Annotated in this window: 23 protein-coding genes and 1 pseudogene; 7 read left to right on the forward strand and 17 right to left on the reverse strand. The window is 37.5% G+C overall.

Features of this window, described 5'->3' with window-relative positions:
• From G8E00_RS12675 to G8E00_RS12705, 7 genes are all read right to left on the reverse strand, one after another.
• Entirely contained in the window at positions 1 to 1,701 is a 1,701-nt protein-coding gene (locus G8E00_RS12675; RefSeq protein WP_166010156.1) for a T6SS phospholipase effector Tle1-like catalytic domain-containing protein, read from the reverse strand.
• Positions 1,702 to 1,721: 20 nt separating this feature from the next.
• Entirely contained in the window at positions 1,722 to 2,144 is a 423-nt protein-coding gene (locus tag G8E00_RS12680) for a hypothetical protein (RefSeq protein WP_166010154.1), read from the reverse strand.
• 197 nt (positions 2,145 to 2,341) lie between these two features.
• Complete coding sequence (locus G8E00_RS12685; RefSeq protein ID WP_166010152.1) at positions 2,342 to 2,767, reverse strand: hypothetical protein; 426 nt, start codon at positions 2,765 to 2,767, stop codon at positions 2,342 to 2,344.
• Between the two features lie 76 nt (positions 2,768 to 2,843).
• Positions 2,844 to 3,275 (reverse strand): hypothetical protein, encoded by a 432-nt coding sequence (locus G8E00_RS12690; RefSeq protein WP_166010150.1) that lies wholly within the window; start codon positions 3,273 to 3,275, stop codon positions 2,844 to 2,846.
• Positions 3,276 to 3,300: 25 nt separating this feature from the next.
• A complete protein-coding gene (locus G8E00_RS12695; protein ID WP_406741387.1) occupies positions 3,301 to 3,726 on the reverse strand; it encodes a hypothetical protein in 426 nt (141 codons plus the stop codon).
• 64 nt (positions 3,727 to 3,790) lie between these two features.
• Positions 3,791 to 4,696 (reverse strand): DUF4123 domain-containing protein, encoded by a 906-nt coding sequence (locus tag G8E00_RS12700; RefSeq protein ID WP_166010148.1) that lies wholly within the window; start codon positions 4,694 to 4,696, stop codon positions 3,791 to 3,793.
• A complete protein-coding gene (locus tag G8E00_RS12705; protein ID WP_166225109.1) occupies positions 4,696 to 7,326 on the reverse strand; it encodes a type VI secretion system Vgr family protein in 2,631 nt (876 codons plus the stop codon). Before G8E00_RS12705 ends, G8E00_RS12700 begins: the two co-directional genes overlap by 1 nt.
• An 890-nt stretch (positions 7,327 to 8,216) precedes the next feature.
• Here G8E00_RS12705 and G8E00_RS12710 point away from each other — a divergent pair.
• Positions 8,217 to 8,828 (forward strand): DUF805 domain-containing protein, encoded by a 612-nt coding sequence (locus G8E00_RS12710; RefSeq protein ID WP_166225113.1) that lies wholly within the window; start codon positions 8,217 to 8,219, stop codon positions 8,826 to 8,828.
• A gap of 96 nt (positions 8,829 to 8,924) precedes the next feature.
• On the opposite strand, the gene G8E00_RS12715 is transcribed toward G8E00_RS12710, so the two are convergent.
• The 7 genes from G8E00_RS12715 to G8E00_RS12745 form a co-directional block, all read right to left on the reverse strand.
• The gene (locus tag G8E00_RS12715; protein WP_196781989.1) at positions 8,925 to 9,338 is read right to left on the reverse strand and encodes a TM2 domain-containing protein; all 414 of its coding nucleotides are present in this window, start codon (positions 9,336 to 9,338) and stop codon (positions 8,925 to 8,927) included.
• A gap of 155 nt (positions 9,339 to 9,493) precedes the next feature.
• Entirely contained in the window at positions 9,494 to 9,964 is a 471-nt protein-coding gene (gene lysM / locus G8E00_RS12720) for a peptidoglycan-binding protein LysM (protein WP_166010142.1), read from the reverse strand.
• Between the two features lie 221 nt (positions 9,965 to 10,185).
• Positions 10,186 to 10,422, reverse strand: coding sequence for an acyl carrier protein (gene acpP, locus G8E00_RS12725; RefSeq protein WP_004695351.1), 237 nt, complete (start codon positions 10,420 to 10,422; stop codon positions 10,186 to 10,188).
• Positions 10,423 to 10,507: 85 nt separating this feature from the next.
• Positions 10,508 to 11,242 carry a 3-oxoacyl-ACP reductase FabG gene (gene fabG / locus G8E00_RS12730; RefSeq protein WP_166010140.1) on the reverse strand — a complete coding sequence of 245 codons (735 nt, stop codon included), beginning with the start codon at positions 11,240 to 11,242 and terminating at the stop codon, positions 10,508 to 10,510.
• Entirely contained in the window at positions 11,239 to 12,225 is a 987-nt protein-coding gene (gene fabD, locus G8E00_RS12735; RefSeq protein ID WP_166225116.1) for an ACP S-malonyltransferase, read from the reverse strand. Before fabD ends, fabG begins: the two co-directional genes overlap by 4 nt.
• 510 nt (positions 12,226 to 12,735) lie before the next feature.
• Positions 12,736 to 12,918 carry a 50S ribosomal protein L32 gene (rpmF, locus tag G8E00_RS12740; RefSeq protein ID WP_005011848.1) on the reverse strand — a complete coding sequence of 61 codons (183 nt, stop codon included), beginning with the start codon at positions 12,916 to 12,918 and terminating at the stop codon, positions 12,736 to 12,738.
• 77 nt (positions 12,919 to 12,995) lie between these two features.
• On the reverse strand, positions 12,996 to 13,553 hold the full coding sequence (locus G8E00_RS12745) for a YceD family protein (RefSeq protein ID WP_166010136.1): 558 nt from the start codon (positions 13,551 to 13,553) through the stop codon (positions 12,996 to 12,998).
• A gap of 97 nt (positions 13,554 to 13,650) precedes the next feature.
• Between G8E00_RS12745 and G8E00_RS12750 the strand changes: the two genes are divergently transcribed.
• Positions 13,651 to 14,313: an elongation factor P hydroxylase gene (locus G8E00_RS12750; RefSeq protein ID WP_166225119.1), complete on the forward strand. Its 663-nt coding sequence runs from the start codon at positions 13,651 to 13,653 to the stop codon at positions 14,311 to 14,313.
• A 210-nt stretch (positions 14,314 to 14,523) separates the two neighbouring features.
• Entirely contained in the window at positions 14,524 to 15,141 is a 618-nt protein-coding gene (locus G8E00_RS12755) for an L-threonylcarbamoyladenylate synthase (RefSeq protein WP_166010132.1), read from the forward strand.
• Positions 15,142 to 15,159: 18 nt separating this feature from the next.
• Here the strand turns inward: G8E00_RS12755 and G8E00_RS12760 are convergent, their stop codons facing one another.
• Positions 15,160 to 15,906, reverse strand: coding sequence for a GNAT family N-acetyltransferase (locus tag G8E00_RS12760; RefSeq protein WP_166225122.1), 747 nt, complete (start codon positions 15,904 to 15,906; stop codon positions 15,160 to 15,162).
• Positions 15,907 to 16,245: 339 nt separating this feature from the next.
• Here G8E00_RS12760 and G8E00_RS12765 point away from each other — a divergent pair, with 339 nt between their 5' ends.
• The 4 genes and pseudogenes from G8E00_RS12765 to G8E00_RS12780 all read left to right on the forward strand — a co-directional run bounded on the left by G8E00_RS12765 (position 16,246) and on the right by G8E00_RS12780 (position 19,666).
• Positions 16,246 to 17,037, forward strand: a complete 792-nt coding sequence (locus G8E00_RS12765; protein ID WP_166010128.1) for a segregation and condensation protein A — start codon at positions 16,246 to 16,248, stop codon at positions 17,035 to 17,037.
• A gap of 53 nt (positions 17,038 to 17,090) precedes the next feature.
• Positions 17,091 to 17,624, forward strand: a complete 534-nt coding sequence (scpB, locus tag G8E00_RS12770) for an SMC-Scp complex subunit ScpB (protein ID WP_166010509.1) — start codon at positions 17,091 to 17,093, stop codon at positions 17,622 to 17,624.
• Between the two features lie 41 nt (positions 17,625 to 17,665).
• Positions 17,666 to 18,514, forward strand: a pseudogene (rluB, locus tag G8E00_RS12775) (23S rRNA pseudouridine(2605) synthase RluB); the annotation flags it as partial.
• Between the two features lie 741 nt (positions 18,515 to 19,255).
• Positions 19,256 to 19,666, forward strand: coding sequence for a hypothetical protein (locus G8E00_RS12780; protein ID WP_166225128.1), 411 nt, complete (start codon positions 19,256 to 19,258; stop codon positions 19,664 to 19,666).
• Here the strand turns inward: G8E00_RS12780 and bioD are convergent.
• Both bioD and bioC read right to left on the reverse strand, forming a co-directional pair.
• Positions 19,655 to 20,305, reverse strand: coding sequence for a dethiobiotin synthase (gene bioD, locus G8E00_RS12785; protein ID WP_166225131.1), 651 nt, complete (start codon positions 20,303 to 20,305; stop codon positions 19,655 to 19,657). The two genes, G8E00_RS12780 and bioD, sit on opposite strands and share 12 nt — an antisense overlap.
• Complete coding sequence (gene bioC / locus G8E00_RS12790) at positions 20,305 to 21,087, reverse strand: malonyl-ACP O-methyltransferase BioC (protein ID WP_166226548.1); 783 nt, start codon at positions 21,085 to 21,087, stop codon at positions 20,305 to 20,307. The genes bioD and bioC overlap by 1 nt, the downstream gene beginning before the upstream one ends.
• Positions 21,088 to 21,136: the final 49 nt, after the last annotated feature.

A 21,136-nucleotide genomic window follows, 5' to 3' on the forward strand; every position in this document is an offset into this window, starting at 1 on the left:
CTAAATTCTCATTTCACTAGAAGGAACAGACAACACTTGTTCCTCAAATTTAGCATTCTCAAAAGCATCAAATAATTCTTTTTGACTTAAATCTTGATTAGCATACGTACAAATTTCTTTGTCTGCTTTTAACTGATCATCAATCTCTTTACCTTTACCACTGCGTCGTGACTCGTAAACCGTCCGTTGTCGGAAATAACTAAAAGGTTCAGAATTGGACAAGAAACCATATTTGGAATCATGTACATAATTTAGATAAAACTGGGCAACCTCTTCAGTTGCAGGAGCTTCCCAACTATCTAAGATCCAATCCTCCATACGAATCATATATTCGTATCCATCAGATACAGGAGAGGTTACGGTATATGTGCCAGGACCTTTTCTTAAACTTTGCAAACGCTCCATTTCCGTAGTCATATCACGTGGCGTCCAGAACATCAAAGTGTCTTTAATTTTATTGCCCCAACCACTACGTGCCTGCTGACTCACTGAAGGCGTATTATTTTTTGCCAAAGTTGCATAGGCAGAATAATAAACCTTCATTGAAGCAATAATTTGATCCTGTATTTGCCCAGTTGCCTGCATGTGAGTTTTTACAGCATCATATAAACGCTGTGTCTCAGTTTGAATTTCAAATTGTTGCTCAAAAATTTGTGAATGATCATTTTTCAATTGATCATAATCATACATTCTAACACCTGCGCTAACTGCTTCCGTCAGCATGTCTTTAAGCGGGATACGAGCAAAGTTATCATTTACATTTTGGCTTCCTGGTGTATATCCCCCACCAACATCTGAGTGCATACCTGGGTAGACAAATTCTTTCCAATTTGAATTGGCAATCTCACCATTTTCCTTATGAACAAGATCCACTGGAAAAGCAAAACGAAGTTCGTTTCCAGCAATGTGATGCACACACATTTTCACACGTTCATCGACCACCAAATCCCGACCTTCAAAAGTTAGATTATTATTCAAATTAGTCGCAGGAAGTCCAAATGAAGCCACCGTATCAAATATGCCCATAAATTTAAATTCAATAGGATATTTCCCATTGCCATAAGTCAAACCATCACAGTTAGACTCACATTGCCACATAAATTGATTGTTAAATGCGCGTGCTAGAGCAGCACCACGGGAAAATCCAAAAGTAGAAATATTGATTTTCTTAATCAGACGATGTTGAGCTAAACTTTTATCGACTTCAGCAAAACTATATACTTTTTTTTCGTTAGCATATTTTCCCGTATCTATTTCTGCTTTTTTGGCATTCATAATCATAACTTGCTTTAAAGCATCATTAAGTTGTTCTTCGCCATAGCCTAAACGCCTACCGCCACCAGTTCCGAGTCCTCCTCCCGTTATAGGGTTATCCCGAGCCCAAGCATAAATTTTTTCAAATATACCCAACTCTCCATTAAACTTTGTACCGACACCCGATACATAAATTGCATAATTAGAAGAAATACCTGAAATTTTCATGGACTTTGTTGCTGTCATTGCATATTCATTGGCATTAGTCCATAACCTTGCTGGGTTAGACCATTTCTTTTTTTCTTCATCTTTGTCTTTATTATTACCAGTTCCATCAAAAAAAATGGAAATGTGAATCACATCAGTACAATCTTGTTTAACCGACGGTTCCGCATTTTCAACATCACTATTGGTTTCTAATGTTCTTTGCACTGCATCGATAGACATTTCATTCACTCCATAAATGCTCATTTTTTATTTTTTAAAGATTGCAACCACGTCAAACCTTTTTCTTTAGGTGTTGGCCAGCTGTTTGATGTTGTAATTTCAACAGTATCATCCGGATATAAATGCACAGCCAAATATTTCATACCCTGAATCTGATCTTTAGTTAATGTCACTTGGTTTTTAGCGACGTGCTCTCTTTTACTATTCGACTCACCCCATTTAATTTCTTGAGGCCCTACTTTTACTGGTGAAGTATTCATCCCCCCACCAAATCCACCACCAATTTCTTGACCATTTATTTGAACATTATAAGCATTATATGAAGGATCATAGTGGAATGAAGTCGTTCCCATATAGTATGTCGCATTAGGTCCAATCCCTGCACAACCTGCCATACTTAGCACTGCTGTCACAGGTAACAATAATAATCTTTTTATACTCATCATTTTATCCTTATCGTTTTGCTTAATTATCTAAGCTATAACAACCATTTTAATTACTATAGATTAAATAATTTTTCATTATTGCCTGTTTCATTGTACAAGTTCGAGATATAAACTAAATCATTACAATTCTATTTAAGGCTATTTTCAACATCGCTTTTGCTTTCTTCAATTGATTTAAAGAATATCTGATATCATCATTTTCTTCCGCTATTTCTTATTTTTTCTCGCCATTTTAAACCTTTTGCTGTGGGGTTTGGCCAACTGTTAGATGTAGTCACCTCAACCGTATCATCTGGATATAAATGTAACGCCAAGTACTTCATTCCTCTGAGCTGTTCTTTTGTTAGAATCACTTGGTTCTTCGCTTGATGTGTTCGTTTACTATTTGATTCTCCCCATGTAATGACTTGTGGCCCTACTTTTACTGGAGACGTATTCATACCACCGCCACCGCCACCAATTTCACTTCCACTCAATTTGACCATATAAGGACTATATGTTGGATCGTAATGAAATGAAGTCGTTCCCATATAGTATGTCGCATTAGGACCAATCCCTGCACAACCAACAGCACTCAACATGAAACCTAGGGGTAAAAACAATACTTTCCTTATATTCATATGTTTTCCTTATATTTAAAAATATCTTTTCAATATAGCTTTACTCGTGATGTTATGAATTCCAACATCAATCTGGTTATTTTTTCAATAATTTCTGCTGTTCATATAATTCACTACGCCATTTCAGACCTTTTTGTGTTGGAATAGGCCAATTCAGTGAGGTGACAATTTCAATCGTATCATCTGGGTATAAATGAACAACAAGATATTTTTGTCCTACTATATCTTTCTTATTTAAAAAGACCTGATTTTTAGCAGCGTGCGATTCTCCTGTTTTCGCATCCTTCCAAGTTACGTTCTGCAAACCCGTCGTAACAGCTGAGGTATTCATTGAACCTAGCGCTCCACCAATTAAGCGGTTATTCAATTTCACATCGTAAGTGTTATATGAAGGATTATAATTGACTGATGTCGTCCCCAAATAATAAGTGGAATTCACATTAAAATTTTGACAACCAACCAAACCTAACACAAAAGCAAAAACTAAATTTTTATGATGTATTTTCATTATCAATTCTCATACTTGAAATAGCTTATTTCAAATCAAGTGAAGTCTTCTTTAAAGACTCCATTCCTCTAGGGTCTGCTAATGGCCAATGAATCGAAGTCGTGATTTCAACAGAATCATCTGGGTATATATGAACTGCTAAATATTTTTTTCCTTTCAAATCTTGCCTATTTAAATAAATTGTATTTTTTGATACATGTATTTTTTTGCTATTTGATTCACCCCAAGTTACTTGTTGTGCGCCCAATTTAACCAATGAAGTATTCATCCCACCACCAAAGCCACCACCGATTTCTTGGCCATTTAACTTAACTGAATATGCATTATATGAATGGTCATAGTGAAATGAAGTCGTTCCCAAATAATAAGTTGAATGCAGCCCCGTACTTGTACATGCATTCAATCCACTTAAAACAAACATCATGAAAAATACAACTTGGATCTTGTTCATTAAAAAAACCTTGTCTTAGATACATGTGAGACTTGATCTTGATCTATACAAATCAATCAGTGATTCAACCTGCCTTACTCACCAATTGACTCATTGCCTGATCCATCGTCATATCTTTATTTTTAACCTTTTCAAGCACAGCTTGTAATTTTGTATCTATTGCAAAGTTCTCTTTATAAATCAGCTTTAAGCAGATGAAGTTAAGTATATCTCGTGTCCCTGAAAGCAAATAAGCCCGTGCTTCTGGAATGCTTTCAACCACAAATTGGTACAAGGTGTAATCGTCAATATGATCGACCAAAAAACCATTGTTCAATTTTAGATAATAAATCAAATGATCAGGAAAGGTCGCCTCAACCATCATCTCTTCTTGCTCGACATCAAAATGCAATGGGCTTTCAATTTGCGGTAACGCATCTACCCGTTCATTCAATCCAAAAATGGCTTGTATATTGCCCAAACGATCCCAATACCACCAACTTTGTATTGGACTCATTAAACGTTCAAATTGAGCTTGATTACATACAGGACCTTGTACATAGAGCGTCTCATCTTTTGGATTGCCCAATAAGGTTGCCAAAACCAAAGGATCCCAAAATGCCAAAATCATCTCTAAGCCACCGTCAAATTCAACCTCTATAAAATGGCGCAAATGCGCATATAGAAATTCAAAATTTAATGGCGTAATGATGATGGTCATTGCAGAGCCACCTGCAATATTTTTCTCAATCCAAGCCCAATCACGTGAATCAAATTCATGCGGAAGTTGAATCAAGTGAGGGGAAATCTCCTTAGCCTTTTCCCCACTGGCTTCTTTCAATAGACATTTTTTTCGCGCATTTTTAAGCGCTTTTAAAAATCGTTTATCTTGCGCTGCATCAGCCAGAGCATAAGCATTTAAACCAATTTCTTCTAAAGGATATTTCTGGAATGTTCGATATAAAACCTGCAATTTATTGCTTTGACTCATTAAAATGCACCGCCTTTATTCACAAAAGCACCACGTTGTGCAGCACGTCGTGCCAAACATTCCCAACAAATATTATTTGGAAATAAAGGTAATATCGGCGTTTCAGATGCCCCAGACGTAAAAATATGCTGTGCCGCTTTTGCAGTAAATTGATTCGGTGTAATCACCGTTACCCCGTTACCATCTATACGAATGGCACTGTTTTTGGCTTTTAATACAATTTCAGTTGGACTATTGATTTCAACTTTGCCATCTGATGAAGAAATTTTGACTTCTGTTCTGGCTGATAAATTCAACTCATTGTCCTGTGCTTGAACATCTAACTTGCCCTTTGCAGCATAGAGTTTAAAATCTTCTTCTCCTGCAAAGAGACTCATTTTTTTCTTTGCATTGACTATGAAATGTTCATCCGTACTCAAATTCGTTGAGTTTCCAGAACCCAAAGTCAAACTATTCAATGCATTGACATGAATGTCTTTAGCTGCAGTTAAACCAATACTGTCTGGTGATGCTAAAAGCATTAAAGCATCTTTAGTGGCTTGCAAATCTGACCATTGCGATTCAACTTTTTGAATATAATCCGCAATGTTATTGAGCATATCTGCAGCTTCAGCTTGTTGTTTGGTTGCATATTCCGACAGTGCTTTCATATTTTGCAAACCTTCTGCAAAATTGCCCGTCGCCTCTTTTGCTTCAAGCTGAGTACTTGCTGCTTTGTCCTGAACAAATGTTGTGAGATATAAATTTTGACTTCGAATGGCACCAGATTGATCGGTACGCAACTCAAATCCCTGACCACGAGCCTCACTTTCTGCGAGTTCTTTTGGATGACTTAAATTCCCCAAATTTAACTGAGTAGAAGCATGACTACTTTGCAATTGTGTACTGATTTGGCCTGTTGTATCGTCAAAACGTAATTGGTTAAATCCTTCGCCTGCAACCTCTTTAGATCGAATACCACTGAGCTTTTTGGTATCTGGCAACCGACCTTTAATATCAAACTTGGTTGGTGAACGCTGAGCTTCATGAATACGACCTGTCACAAATGGTCGATCAATATTGCCATCAAAGAAATCAATCACCACGATCTCACCTACACGTGGTAAGAATCGTGCGCCATAACCTTCACCAGCCCATGGTGTTAGAACATCAACCCAAGCAGAATCAGTATCATTGTCATTAGAACCTGCACCACCATCATGAACATGGTCGTCAGCTCGAGTGAATAAGAAACGAACTTTTATTCGCCCCCACTCATCTACATGAATTTCTTCAGTTTCCCCACCCACCACTTTTGCACGTTGTACATGTGCAACCGCACGATGGATCAATGGATCATATTCGGGAACAACGGCAATTTCACGACGAATGACGATCAATTCATTGGCTTGACGTTCATCACTTTTGAGTTTTGGCAGATGCCATTGACTCATATCCAACAACTTTTCAAGCTGATCTTGAATATCTTTCGGTAGGTTATTTTGATTGTAAAATTGTTTACTTAAAATTAAGAACTCTTTATCTGTACCCTGATGGTTTTGATCTAGTTCAGGATGATCGATTAATTGAAACCAATAGCCGACTTGCACATCGCGAACGCTACTCATCACCTTAAAATATTTTGCTTGTAAGGCCTGATAAGCATTAAGTTGATGATTCAACTTTTCAAGTTGATGATTAGATGAAGCTGTTGATTGATCTTCGCCATTTAAATCACGAATCCACGCAGGAGAGACATTCCACGCTTGCTCTAAACCTAGACTTTCATTATCGCGTTGTTGACTATGTTGATGCGAGCTTAATACAGCTCCACTTGCATCCTCTTGATTTAAAACATCGGCTTGCCAACGTTGCACATATATTGAAGTTGGCTGCAACTGTCGCTGTGCAATTAAACTGGTAATACTGTCATATTTTTCGGTCGCATGGCTACGATGGTAACGAATCACACGTCTTTGCAGAGTTTCAAATTGATGATTATCATCAATCAAGCGTAATTGTTGCTGTGCAATATTTTCTTGAAAATGATCGACAAGATAATCTGACTCATCAATTAGCCAATTGATCCCTTCTTCACGCATTAATCGAGTCAAATATACATAGTCACTTTCATTGGACTGCATTGAAAATGGACGCACATCATAATGCTGCGTTAAACCATCAGTATCCAATTTTAAACTGGCAGCAAATAATGGGCTTTTACTTTGCCATTCTTGAAATATCGTCTCAATAATTTCAACAGCGGTTTTATTCATAAAGACACGACTATTACGTCGTTTATGCCACAGGCTTGTCGCATCTTGTAAAGTTAGGCGATACAGCGACAATGCACCATCACTTTGTCCTTGACTGGCTCCTGTCACAATTCCCGTTGTTCTAAATATTTTTCCAGTATCAGTAACTTGATCAACTGCAACTTGGCAACCAATAAATTCCTTAAGTGAAATATAAGAATTGGTGGACAAACAAATCAGATCTACAGACAAACCTTCATTGATCTTATGAGAACCATTGATATATTGTAAAAAAACTTGCTTATTAAGGTCTTCATTTGAAAACTGAATATGAATTACACGGTTATGACCTCCAAAACCCAATTTTTCTAAAACACCATATATATTATTAAGCATTTTTATTATGACCTTATTATGATTACCAATAATATTATCAGATCACCAAACTGGTCACAATTTAAAAATATTGACTTAAAATAAATTGAATATTAAATAAACAATCCATTTATGCATTCAATGATATTAAAGCAAAATTCAATTCAGTAAACGCTTCGGCTTCGAATGCAGGACATTTCAGTTCAATTATCTCCTCCACATAAAGCATGTTCAATTCAAATCAATTAGCCACTACCGTAAAAGTTAAATTGTAGATTTTATTTTTAAAACAATCATTTAAATCAGATAGTTATTATATATTGCCTTCAAAACAATGTTTAAAATTCGATGATGATGACCACAAATAAATGGTTAGAGTCCCCAAGCTTTCTTTTCATGAGTAACAATTCAACCTCGTTATCTCATATACATTAATACTCTTAAAGTAGTACGGATAAGATCTAAAAATTAAATCAGATACTGATATTAAACCAATGATTTTATATATAAATAAAAATAAACATCAACGAACTCATCCATCGCATTCGAACGCTTGATTTTCAACTTTTAAAGACTAATTTCAACTCAATGCACGATATTTATTTGAATATCTCTTTATCTCCTTGTGCCTCATTATTAACTTTGAGTATAGGGCGTACTCGCCAATATCAGTCAAAGAGGACTACTGCAGTTAATCTCAAGAGGATCATACATGATATGCCATTTGATATTTTCCAATACATTGGCATAAAAATACTCATAAACATGCATCAAATTAATTTCTGCAATTAACCATTTATCTTATTGTTTTTCTATCGTTTATTTTTAATTCATTTGCTATGATAACCACAAAATTAAATCAATGATGATTTTTTAATAGTAATAACTTCAAACAAACAAAAGAGAATTTTATGAAAGGATCAATACTGGATTTTTCTATTCAAACAAATACTGGCATCATCAGTGGGGACGATGAAAAACGCTATAACTTTGTAGGTGCAGAATGGCGTGAACAACGCTCTCCTAGCCGTGGGGATCGTGTTGATTTTGATATCGATAGCGAAGGACTCGCAACTCAAATCTACTTGACTCAAGGTCAGCAAGCAAACCCTGTACAAATGCTCAATGAGCAATTAGACAAAATCTCGAATCAAAATCAATCTGAAGAGCAATACAATATGATTGATTGGTTCGTGAAATGTTTAAAGAACTATGCAAACTTTACAGGCCGTGCACGTCGTAAAGAATACTGGTTTTTTACCTTGGTATATGTAATTGGGTTGATTATTACCATCATCATTGATGCTATCCTTGGTACTTATGCCCTCTTCGCCGCAGTTTGGATTCTTGGGTTAATTGTTCCTTCCTTATCTGTCGCAGTACGTCGTTTACATGACACAAACCGATCAGGGTGGTTCTACCTTATTCAAATGATCCCCCTTGTCGGCCCAATAATTCTGTTGATTTTTTTAGTGACCGAAACTATCCCTGAATCTAATCAATGGGGAAATCCAGCAAAATAATCGATCAACCTAAATATAAAATCGTGTTATCAACAGTGCTGTTTAAAATAGCATGAAATAAAAAAGGGCGAATTCGCCCTTTTTTACTTTGAAAAATTAACCATATTTACGTGCAAAGTCTTCATCTGATGTACACAGATAAATAATAAATTCAACGAAAGCAACAATTGACGGAATAAAAGTCCAAAAGAATACAAGATACAGTACGCCCCAACCAATACGACCTAAATAGAATTTATGAACACCAAAACCACCTAAGAAGAATGCCAAAATAGCTGCAACAATACGATTTTTCTCACCGACTTGACCTGGGAAAGGAGCAGCGCCTGCTACGCCATAAATCTCTGATGCCTGTCCTGTACCATCTATATCAAAATCAACTTTTTGACCTCGAATAGGAGCCCCTTGACTTCTCCACTGTGAGCCAGAAAAGTGATAACGATTTTGGTCATCCCCACTAATCACCCCAGAATTTGTTTGTACTGAATAATCGAGTATTTGTCCCTTCATTTTATACCTTTTATATGTTTTTAATATTGCCTATAAATTCTATAATGTATTGAATTAATTAGATAGTTTTCAAATAAAAATTACTTAGACTTTTTATTATTCATTTTTTATTAAGCATAAAAAAGGCGCCTTTAGCGCCTTTTCCCTCATAGAGCTTATTGAGGAATACGAAGTACCTGACCTGGAAAAATGTCATCAGCATTTTTTAACAATGGACGGTTTGCTTCAAATATCTTGTTGTACTTATTTGCATCCCCATAAAATTCTTTTGAAATTTTAGATAAATTATCCCCCGATTTAACCGTATAAAACTTACTTTCTGGCTCTGGTGTAGCGACAGTCAATTGATCATCAACTTGTGCAACGTGGTCAATATTCCCCACAGCAAGAACAATTTTTTCGCGGTCTGCTTGAGTTTGAACCTGCCCTTTTACTGTCGCCAAATCAGTCGTACCATTATAAGACACAGATAAACCCGTCACAGGCAAACCTAATGCTTTGATATGACCTAATAATTTATTTGCGATTTCCTGAGCAGAAGGTTCTGCTGGAGTTGCAGGCGCTTGCTGTTCAGCGGGTGCAGTATTCTTTTTACCAATGCCTTTCACAAAATCAAAAAGACCCATTTGTAATTCTCCATTTTATATAAAAAAAATATTGTTCTAAAAAATTAGCTTGTAATTTTTATACCTAAAATTTAAACGAATAAGCGTAATCTTTGTTAAATCAAACGTAACTATATGTAATTTAACAATGCTATTTTTCGATAAGCATTTCTTTAATTCAAATAAAAAAGCCATCTATAATTAGATGGCTTCAAATCTCAGACTAACTGAAATCTTACAGATTAACCAAGTTTCTTAGAAACATAGTCAATTGCTGATTGAACAGTTGTGATTTCATTTGAATCTTCGTCTGGGATTGTAATATCGAAATCGTTTTCGAAAGACATTACAAGCTCAACTAAGTCTAAAGAATCAGCCCCTAAGTCATCCATGAAAGATGCTTCGTTTTTGATTTCTTCAGCTTTAAGACCAAGTTGTTCAGCTACTGCTTGTTTGATACGCTGTTCGATATCGCTCACAGGAATTCTCCTCATTGCTTGTGGCGGCTTTTTAATGCCTATAGTTTAATTGAATCTTGAAATATTTAAAAGTTTATACATCGCATTACGCCATGTATAAACCACCATTCACATGTAAAACCGTACCTGTAATGTAACTAGCTTTGTCAGAAGCAAGGAAACTTACAGCATTGGCAATGTCTTCAGGTTGACCGAAGCGATTTAAAGCCACTTGGTCACTCATTTTTTTGCGAATATCTTCGCCTAATTGCTCAGTCATTTCTGTTGCAATAAAGCCCGGTGCAATACTATTGACCGTAATTTGGCGACTGCCCATTTCTTTCGCAAGACTACGGCTAAAGGCTTCAATACCAGCTTTTGCGGCAGAATAATTGGCTTGCCCTGGGTTAGCAAAATGTGCAACCACAGAACTAATATTAATAATACGACCGAAACGTGCTTTGGTCATGCCTTTGAGTACACGTTTCGATAAACGGAAAACGGCTTTTAAATGAATATTTAAAATATCATCAAAATCATCTTCAGACATACGAAGCAATAGATTATCTTTGGTGATACCTGCATTATTCACAAGGATCAATACTGAACCATATTTTTGTTCAATGTCAGTCACCAATGCATCAATCGCACCTGCATCACGGACATCCAGTACAGCACCTGCGCCATTGTCAGCAAATTGAGCTGTTAACTTTTCAGCACCAGCTTCAGATGTGGCTGTACCCACCACAAAGAATCCATCTTGAATCAATTGCTGAGCAATAGCTGCACCAATCCCTCGACTTGCACCTGTTACCAGTGCAACTTTACGTTCCTGAGTCATGCAATTTTTCCTTCAGCCACTAAAATGGCATTGAGCGCATCTTCCAAACGACTTTTGGTGTCTAATGGAAATGCTTTTTCGATATTCGGTAAACGTTTAGCCAGATTGGTCAGTACATTTCCTGGGCCACATTCAACAATGTATTGAATGCCTTGATCTTGCAAATATTGCATGGTCTTGGTCCATTGCACTGACTCATACAATTGCTCAGTCAAAGCTTGACGAAGTTGTTGTACATCTGTCGCAATTTCAGCACTGACATTTTGTAGTACAGGAATACTTGGTAGCTCAATGGCAGTTTGTGCCAAAGCTTCAGCGAACTGTTCTGCCGCTGGCTTCATGAGTGAACAATGTGAAGGAACAGAAACAGGCAATGCAATTGCTTTACCTCCTGCTTCTTTGGCTGCCGCCATCACTGCTTCAACTTTAGACGCCGCACCTGCAACAACCACTTGACCTTGCGCATTGTAGTTTGCTGCTTCTACAGAACCTTCGCCAGTTGCACTTGCAGCCTGACAAAGCTCAACCACTTTCGCGTCGTCCAAACCTAAGATTGCTGCCATTGCACCCTGACCTTGAGGAACAGCATTTTGCATCAACTTACCACGTAAGTTAACCAGTTTTACCGCATCACCCAAGCTCAACGCACCAGCAGCTACCAATGCACTGTATTCACCCAGTGAGTGACCTGCTAAAAATTTTGGCGTTACTCCACCCAATTCCAACCACACGCGCCATAAAGCGATACTTGCAGTCAGCAATACAGGCTGAGTAAATTCTGTTTGGTTCAGGCCTTCACCGCTTTGAGCGATCTGCCAAAGATCAAAACCTACTGCTTCAGAAGCTTCAGCAAAAGTGGCTTCAACGCTGCTAAATTGTTCCGCCAAATCAGCCAACATGCCTACTTTTTGTGAGCCTTGACCGGGAAATACAAAAGCAGTCTTTGTTGCTGCTACTAAATTTGAACTTTCTACAATGGACATCAGTTTTCCATCTTGTTTGTCTAAAGTGAATTGAGGCATAGCTTAACAAGCTTAGTTAGCTCTCGCTATCGCAAAAAATACCGTTTTTCGTTAATTGTAAATATAGTCACCAATTCTATGCTTAAAATTGAAAATATATTTGAAGTCTCTATCAATCAATAACATAAATCTTTATCAACACTTCATACAAGCCAAGAAAATCATTACGCCTATATGAAAACCTGTATAAAAATAAGCATGAATTCAATCATCTTGTTTATATGACTAAACCATTAAAACCTTTATATCAATTTTTAAAAACGAATATCGAACCTTAAAGTTTTCGCTTATTTGAATTTTTCGATACGAAATCTCTTCTTTTAAATATTTCCAATCTTGATCAATTAACGATGAATCTCATTCATTATACTTTTATGATCAATTATCAATCTAATCCATTTATTTAAAATAAAAAAAAGGGAGCAAAGCTCCCATTTTTTCTACTAAGCTTGACGCTTAATACACCGTATATTATTCAGCAGATGCTTTAGCGAATAATTGACGACCACGGTAAACACCATCTTTAGTCACGTGGTGACGACGATGAGTTTCACCTGTAGTTTGGTCTACAGTTAATGCATTCTCGGTTAAAGCGTCATGTGAACGGCGCATGTCACGGCGAGAGCGACTTTTACGGTTTTGCTGAACGGCCATGATGGCTCCTTACAAAGATCGAAAAAATGGATCAGAACAAATTCGATTGTCTTATACGCGAGAGTATAACACAAAAATTAGTTAAGTTTACCCTTCAAAGCAGCCAAAACATCAAACGGATTATCTCGTTTTTCTTCGACTATCTCTTCTTCGGTAGGTTGATGCTTATGCACACAAGACTCATGCTTAGGTGACAATGGCATCAACAATAACAATTCATCTTCTATCAGTGCGAGCAAATCAGCGGTTGCAGGTGCATCATATGAACCTTTGGTCGTTGCTTCGCTTTCACCTAAAACGATGAAATCAGCATCCTCATCCAAGCGCTCTATCAGTGACTCATCATCGATCAAGGCTAAATGAAAATCTAAAGCAAGAGGAATTTCCACGGTATCCAAACAACGTTGGCATTCCATCGGAACCTTCGCTTCAACACTGCCATCTAACCAAACAATGCGATGATACGCATCCATTGATAGCTTACAGTCTATATTGATCAATTGATTATCAATTGACCCAACAGCTTCACGGGAAATTCGAACTAGGCGACTCAATGGCAGGGTACCTGACCATGAAAAGCCTTGTTCAGCCCATTTAAACGGCTCAATCTGTGCCGGAAAGGTATTTGCTGACATAATTAAGGCGGCAATTCTACAAATTCATAAGTACTCTGTCAAAGATTAAGATACAATTTTGTACTTATTTAGACAGATCATTTGGGTAATACAAGTCATGCATCAGTTGCAGCCGCAACCTGAAGTCACAACTTCATTACAGTTAAACGCTCCTACGCCTTCAAATTTTACTGATCACTTAAACAGCGTGCAACTCGCACCTTGGGTGAATCTGCAAACAGAAGCGCTACAGGTAGACTGGCTCATCTTACACTTTAATCACTGGTTTTCCCACCTAAATGTGACTTTGGTGAAAGGTGATTTTCAACCCGAATATTTCCCTGCAACATCAACAAGTTCCGCTCGTATTCAGTTTGCCCATGGCTTTTTTAACAGCGCACTGCATGAAATTAGTCATTGGAGTATTGCAGGTGAACAACGTCGACTATTACCTGACTTAGGCTATTGGTATGCGCCAGATGGCCGTACAGCAGAGCAACAAGCGCTTTTTGAACAAGTTGAAATTAAACCACAGGCCATAGAATGGCTCTTTGCGACCGCTTTTGGGCGCAAATTTCGTGTGTCTTTAGATAACTTGACTGGCGAAGGTGGTGATGGTACATCCTTTAAAAACAATGTATACGCTCAAGTTCAAAAGTATTTTTCTGGTGAAGCAAAATTACCACGTGATGCGCAACATTTTATTCAATGCATTTGCTATTGCTGTCGCGATGGAAAAGCTTTAGAGCTTCATGAATTTAAAAGAGAAATGCTTGATTAATCAAATGAACTGAATCATTAAAGTTTTTGAATCCAGTGATTCACTTTTAATCTACAGATACACCACATACATATTGTCAGCGCTTATAAACTCAAGTCATAATTCAAACATCAAGAATTAACTTTGAGTTGATCAAAGACGCAATATAGACATCGTTGCTGTATCGCATTTTAAATGACAATAATCACAATACATTTCAGGAGAATAAACATGCTGCATTTAAGAATACATCCTGATAACCCTCAGCCTCGACTTATCAGCCAAGCGGTGGAGCGTATCCGAGCAGGTGATGTGGTGGTCTACCCGACCGATGCGGCGTACGCCATTGGTTGTCAAATTGGGAATAAAAATGCAATGGAACGTATTGCTCAAATTCGTGACTTAGGTCCAAAACACCAATACGCCATTATTTGTGCGGATTTATCGGATATTGCAACTTATGCCAAAGTCGACAATGCAACCTATCGACTTTTAAAAGCCAATACGCCTGCGGTAACAACTTATATTCTACAAGCCACCAGTGAAGTCCCTCGCCGACTCATGCATCCAAAGAAAAAAACCATTGGGTTACGTGTCCCAAGTAATCCTGTCTGCCAAATGTTGTTAAGAGAGTTAGGCGAACCATTGCTGACCAGTACGTTAATCCTACCCGGCCAAACTGAACCTTTAGATGATCCTTACGATATTGAGCAACAACTGGAAAAACGAATTGATGTTTTTGTAGATAGTGGATTAGGGACACTCACAACCACCAGTATTGTGGATTTATCTGGTATCAATCCTGTGATTGTGCGTCATGGTGTCGGTGATGTGAGTGCCTTTGAATAACGTTATTTCAATAAAAGCTTAACCATAAAGCACCATAAAATCTTGCAGTCGAATCTTTTGCCGACCGTGCTGGTCAAAATTATCAACATTTAGCCAAGCCTCATAGGCAAGATTCAACTGCAACCATTCTTGATCCACAATCGAAAACCAAGCCGTATTTCGATTACGCCCTTTATTGATACGGTCTTGGCGAAACACCCCTTCATGTTGAAAGCCAAAACGTAATGCAGCTTGTTTAGACGGTTGATTGAAATCATCACATTTCCATTCAATGCGTCGAAAATTCTGTTGTATGGATTCTTTCAACAATAAATAAATGGTTTCAGTCGCTGCTGTGCTTTGTTTCATACTATGTGAAAAATACACATTCCCAATCTCAAGTACTCGGTGATTGGGGCGAATATTCAGCAAAGCCACCCACCCCACAATGTTTGAGTCCACTTCAATCAAATAATGAATAGAACCTGCAAAACCAAACTGTGATTTCAATGCATCAGCCAAATCTTGTTTTGATGCAAATCCATCATAGGGTAAATAGGTCCAACATTGTTCATTGGGTTCAGAGCAAACTGTGCTCCATAATTGCTCAATCTGAGATGCTGTAATTTGACCTTGAGCGATATTGATCAGCTTAACTGTTCTTCCTCGCAGATCTTCCGTTTTAAAAGGACACTCCTCTGTCACAGCAACCCGCATTCCAACTTCTTGTCCAAATCGATTTTTTTCACTTTCAAGTTGAAACTGTGAAGATTTTTGAGTGCTCATTTTATAATTCCAAAATCAAATGATTTTTAATTTTATTTCAGGACGAGTAGCATAAAATTGTTCTACGAATTCCTCAGATTAACACGTGAAAAACCCTCATGTGGCGATATATTTTGTTCAAAAATATTTTAGTTATTGGATTAAGTAAAAAAAGCCATTTATTTATTTTCAGTTTTTTAGCAGAAAAACAGTTTTTGCAATTTATTCACAAACGTTTTTCCTTTAGAATGTAAGGGCTATTAATATGCAATCCGAATCACTATCTAGTTTGAATTTTCGATGAGTGATTCGCAGAATCGCCCGACATGCTTTTGAAAATTCGCGTGGCTAATAACTGTAATGACTCAAGCACTTCAACATTCTTCAGAAATTCTACCCAACATCCGCGTATTAGATGAGTGGCAAGATACGATTCCTGAAGATTTGTATATACCGCCTGCAGCATTCGAAATTCTCCTTGATCATTTCGAAGGACCACTCGATTTTTTAATTTATCTGATTCAAAAAAATGGATTTGATTTATTAAAGCTTGATATTGCACCTATAGCGACACAATATTTGTCTTATATCGACAGCATGAAATCACTCAATATTGAGCTCACTGCCGATTATATGGTGATGGCTGCTTTGCTCGCTGATTTAAAATCTCGTTTACTGTTACCGAAACCGAAATCTGTTCAACTTGAAGCAGATCCAAAACAAGAACTGATTGATCGTTTAGAAACCTATTTACGTATTAAACAAGCCGCAGAACGTTTAGGACAAATGCCGATATTAGACAGAGATACTTTCTCAACCAATGTCGCACTTGGACAAACGTCTACTGTTTATGAAGGTTATGAAGCAGATATGCTTCGTGATGCATTATTCTGTATTTTTAACCGACCAGAAGTCGTTACGCATCAAATTTTGCAAGAACCTGTTTTACTTGAAGAGCGTATTGCTTATATTGAGCATATGGTTCATTCAGGTGAAGTACTCAAGTTTGAGGATTTGCTCAAACCAAGCCAAGGCCGCATGGGCTTAGTGGTGACGTTTATGGCGATTCTTGAACTAACACGCCAACAAAAGATTGAAATTGTGGCAACGGGTATTGAAGCGCCACTCGCGATTCAGGGGATACATGCGTGAGCATAGATCAAAGTAGCGCATTTAATGTTGATGAATTACATCATGAACTTTTGATGCAAATTGAAGCGATTATTTTTGCCAGCGAAGCACCTGTATCTATTGCTCGCTTAAAAGAAGCGTTTCAAGACAAATATAGCAAACAACAGTTGCGTACGTTTTTACAACAACTGTCAATGCTACAACATGGTCGTTCAATTGAGCTGACTGAAACAGCTCAAGGTTTTCGTTTTCAAGTCCGTGCAAAATATCGTAATGTGATTGTACAAACTTGGCCAGAACGCCCAACCAAATTATCACCATCACTGTTAGAAACATTGGCAGTGATCGCTTATCATCAGCCCGTAACCCGAGCTGATATTGAGCAAATACGTGGAGTCACGAATAACAGTCAGTTACTTAGAACGTTATTCGAGTGGAACTGGATTAAAGAATCGGGGTTTCGTGAACTTCCAGGAAGACCTGCGTTGTTGGTTACAACGCCACAATTTTTGAATGCATTTGGTTTAGCGTCGCTAAGTCAACTGCCTCCCCTACAGGATGCCAAGGAAGCTTTTATGGCTTTGGACGTTCAAACGCCCAAGTCCTAAATAGGTGCACTGTTGATGATTATTTCTAAGGTTATGCTGTTATGAGTGAAAAATTGCAAAAGGTATTAGCACGAGTTGGCTTGGGTTCTCGCCGTTATATGGAAGAAGTCATTGCTGCTGGTCGTGTTAGTGTCAACGGTCAAATTGCTCAAGTGGGTGAACGCATTGAACCAACCGATGAGCTTCGCATCGATGGTCGTAAAGTTCAGTTCCAAGTTGAGGATGAAATCCGTCGCCGTGTAATTATCTATTACAAACCTGAAGGTGAAATCTGTTCTCGTAGCGACCCTGAAAACCGCCCAACTGTTTTCGATCAACTTCCTTCTATTCCAGGTGATCGTTGGGTGATGGTGGGTCGTCTCGACATTAACTCTACAGGCTTACTGATGTTCACCAACGATGGTGAATTGGCAAACCGTCTTATGCATCCATCCAATGAAATCGAACGTGAATATGCGGTTCGTGTGATGGGTGAAGTGACTCCACAATTGAAAAACAACATGTTGAATGGTGTTGTTTTAGATGATGGACCAGCTAAATTTGAGTCATTCTCAGAAATTGGTGGTGAAGGGATTAACCGCTGGTATCAAGTTGTTGTTAAAGAGGGACGTAACCGTGAAGTACGTCGTATCTTCGAATCTCAAGGCTTAAAAGTAAGTCGTTTGCTTCGTACGCGTTACGGTACGGTTATTCTTCCTCGTGAATTACGTACAGGTCGTTGGGTAGAATTGGACAAAAATGATATTGATAACTTAGCCAAAGCGGTTGAGTTAAAGCCTCGTCAAGGCACAGGGCTGTTTGGTATGGCAAAACGCCGTAACGAACGTATGCAAGAAAAACCTTTAGCTGCTCGCCGTGGTGGCTATTTACGTCAGCAACGTCGTGACGAAGGTGAAGGTCAAGGTCAAGGTCAAGCTGATGATTTTCGTCGTGACAATCGCCAACCTCAATTTGAGCAAGGTCGTAGTGACAACCGTTTTAACAACCGTCAAGAACGTCCGAATCAAAACAGTGGTAACCGCTTTGAGCGTCGTAATGAGCCAAATGGTAACTCATTTGAACAGCAAGGTCGTGGTGAAAACAAATTTGGTCAACGTAAACCGTTTGGCATAAATAAAGGATTCAAAAAGTTTTAATTTCTTAATTAAAACTTGAATCAAAAAGCCACTATTTTTATAGTGGCTTTTTTATAATTAAAATTTATATAATGAAAAAAAATTATAGTGCACTCATATCTCTGTTTCTTATATATCTATTGGCATGTTGTTACATTGCTTATGAAGCACAATTCATCTCAGGTTACTTAGAATCTAGAGGCGTATTACAAGAAGAATATGAATATCCTTTATCTGGTGTATTGTTTTGCTGTGGATTATATTTTTTGGTGATAATTAACTATATTCCATTATTTTTGCTGAGATGTAGTCATAATCATCCTTATGCGAGTTTTATACTCGCCAGTATTATCCCCGTACTTATAACGTTTTATTCATTTTTAGGTGCTATGCATGCATCAAGTTTTTGGGGTGCCTTCATCTTGGTGATGATGATCACCTGTTTAGCACATTTTTTAGCTCTACCCTTTATAATAAAGCGTTATCGAAATAATTTAATTTAAAGACATAAAAACAATGAAAAATATTGCTTTTAAAATAACAAATGTCATCCAATCCAAGGCATTCTTAATTTGTGTTTGGTTGCTGGTCACACTACTACTCGCCTATTATGCAAATACACCAAACCCAAGACCGATGGATCCTGATCATTATGTATTTAAATATCCTTTAGAAAGTGTCATTTTATTAAGCTTTTATTATGCTGTATTCCTTTGTGTCTATTTATGTGTATTTCACATTGAATGGTTTAAAAAACATCCCTACTTAAGCTATTTCATCTCATCAATTATTGCAGTCATTTTCTTCTTGTTTGCAGCAATTATTAGCATGCATTCCTTTGGAATGATTATAGTATTTATCTTCGCCGTAGTAATGACCAATCTCATGCATTTTGTGATTTATCCGCTTATTTGGCTATTTAAATAATGCAATCTTTGGAATATCAATCCACTGTGCTTTTGGAAAATATTGAGCCAAATAGCCTTTTAAATATACTGCCGTATCTTTAGAAATGATTAGGTCTTGTGATTCGTCATTTAAGTTATATGCCAACGCAAATACATCTAATCCACGTCGAGCAATCGCTTCCAAACTTAATAAAGTATGATTAATACTCCCTAAGCGCCCTGAACTCACCAATATAACGGGATAGCGCTGCTCTTCCAAATAATCAATTGTCAGTTTTGTTGTGGTCAATGGCACCATCAAACCACCAGCTCCTTCGAGCAACACGACTTCGTAAGAATCAGCAAGTTGCTGGGTTGCTATTTTTATTTTTTCAAAATCAATATCTCGACCATCAATTTGAGCTGCCAAATGCGGAGATGCAGGATATGAAAATATTTCCGGCATTGTAAGTTTGCGATTATCCTCTTCAAACCAACCCTCACCCATCATTTCACGGTGTTTTTCAATATCTTCCGAAATATCGGTATTGCCTGTTTGAATCAGTTTTTGTGTGATGACTTTCCGACCTTGGGTACACCATAATTTTGCCAAATAGCCCGTTGCATACGTTTTACCAATAGCCGTATCAATACCACTAACAAAATAAACCTGTCCCACTAAGCACCTCGTCTCGCAACCACATAAATAGGATGATAACTTAAAGGATATACAATATTTTCGTGTTCATCTGTGGTGATAAAACGCCGATAACCTGTATAAAAATCTTCCAAAGTGTCTTTGGTCCAACGGAATTTATCCTGTGATGTTGCCGTCACGCCTGTGGCTTGTAAATGCGTTAACACCTGCTTTGGATGAATAAAGTGCAATTGCTCTGTACATTCGGATAAATGTAAAATTTCAAAACCTTGTTTCAGTAATTTAGCTCGAATCTCTTCCAGTTGAAGATAAACTAAACCTCGACCTGTTAATGTTTTAATTTCTTTTAAATTACGCTTTCCAAAAGTGGAAAAACAAAATAAACCTTGATGATTCAAGGCATACTTGGCTTTTGAAACAACCCCATCTAAATCATTAACCCATTGTAATGCTGCATTGGACATCACCAGATCTAAAGATGACGGAAACTCGATATAATCGACATCACCAATCTGCCATTCAAGCCCATCGACACCACTAAAATGTTGCTTAACATTGTCATAAAGATCATTTAAGACCAGTGTTTGAATGGGATATTTTTGTATGAATAAATGACTTAAATTTCCAGAACCACAGCCAATTTCAAATGCTCGGTTGACCTGTTCTCGATCCAAATACTGCTGAATCAGTTGCATCAGTTCATTCGCTACTTTTTTCTGAATCAGCGCATGTTCATTATAGTTTAAATGTGCTTTTTCAAAACGTTGTGCGATAAGCGGTTTAATGAGTTCAATATCATCCATCATGTTTAAATTCACCCAATGTCCTTCTATCTTTTTTTACTGGTCAGTT

This window comes from Acinetobacter shaoyimingii (assembly GCF_011578045.1).
Lineage (GTDB): Bacteria > Pseudomonadota > Gammaproteobacteria > Pseudomonadales > Moraxellaceae > Acinetobacter > Acinetobacter shaoyimingii.

Bases quoted from the DNA above. Each gene is read 5' to 3' on its own strand.
- G8E00_RS12695 (WP_406741387.1), bottom strand. From the start codon at position 3,726: ATGAACAAGATCCAAGTTGTATTTTTCATGATGTTTGTTTTAAGTGGA.
- G8E00_RS12700 (WP_166010148.1), bottom strand. From the start codon at position 4,696: ATGAGTCAAAGCAATAAATTGCAGGTTTTATATCGAACATTCCAGAAA.
- G8E00_RS12765 (WP_166010128.1), top strand. From the start codon at position 16,246: ATGACTCAAGCACTTCAACATTCTTCAGAAATTCTACCCAACATCCGC.
- G8E00_RS12710 (WP_166225113.1), top strand. From the start codon at position 8,217: ATGAAAGGATCAATACTGGATTTTTCTATTCAAACAAATACTGGCATC.
- G8E00_RS12750 (WP_166225119.1), top strand. From the start codon at position 13,651: ATGCATCAGTTGCAGCCGCAACCTGAAGTCACAACTTCATTACAGTTA.
- G8E00_RS12690 (WP_166010150.1), bottom strand. From the start codon at position 3,275: ATGAAAATACATCATAAAAATTTAGTTTTTGCTTTTGTGTTAGGTTTG.
- G8E00_RS12780 (WP_166225128.1), top strand. From the start codon at position 19,256: ATGAAAAATATTGCTTTTAAAATAACAAATGTCATCCAATCCAAGGCA.
- scpB (WP_166010509.1), top strand. From the start codon at position 17,091: ATGCAAATTGAAGCGATTATTTTTGCCAGCGAAGCACCTGTATCTATT.
- lysM (WP_166010142.1), bottom strand. From the start codon at position 9,964: ATGGGTCTTTTTGATTTTGTGAAAGGCATTGGTAAAAAGAATACTGCA.
- G8E00_RS12675 (WP_166010156.1), bottom strand. From the start codon at position 1,701: ATGTCTATCGATGCAGTGCAAAGAACATTAGAAACCAATAGTGATGTT.
- G8E00_RS12745 (WP_166010136.1), bottom strand. From the start codon at position 13,553: ATGTCAGCAAATACCTTTCCGGCACAGATTGAGCCGTTTAAATGGGCT.
- fabD (WP_166225116.1), bottom strand. From the start codon at position 12,225: ATGTCCATTGTAGAAAGTTCAAATTTAGTAGCAGCAACAAAGACTGCT.
- G8E00_RS12680 (WP_166010154.1), bottom strand. From the start codon at position 2,144: ATGAGTATAAAAAGATTATTATTGTTACCTGTGACAGCAGTGCTAAGT.
- G8E00_RS12760 (WP_166225122.1), bottom strand. From the start codon at position 15,906: ATGAGCACTCAAAAATCTTCACAGTTTCAACTTGAAAGTGAAAAAAAT.
- G8E00_RS12705 (WP_166225109.1), bottom strand. From the start codon at position 7,326: ATGCTTAATAATATATATGGTGTTTTAGAAAAATTGGGTTTTGGAGGT.
- rpmF (WP_005011848.1), bottom strand. From the start codon at position 12,918: ATGGCCGTTCAGCAAAACCGTAAAAGTCGCTCTCGCCGTGACATGCGC.
- G8E00_RS12715 (WP_196781989.1), bottom strand. From the start codon at position 9,338: ATGAAGGGACAAATACTCGATTATTCAGTACAAACAAATTCTGGGGTG.
- G8E00_RS12685 (WP_166010152.1), bottom strand. From the start codon at position 2,767: ATGAATATAAGGAAAGTATTGTTTTTACCCCTAGGTTTCATGTTGAGT.
- fabG (WP_166010140.1), bottom strand. From the start codon at position 11,242: ATGACTCAGGAACGTAAAGTTGCACTGGTAACAGGTGCAAGTCGAGGG.
- G8E00_RS12755 (WP_166010132.1), top strand. From the start codon at position 14,524: ATGCTGCATTTAAGAATACATCCTGATAACCCTCAGCCTCGACTTATC.
- bioC (WP_166226548.1), bottom strand. From the start codon at position 21,087: ATGGATGATATTGAACTCATTAAACCGCTTATCGCACAACGTTTTGAA.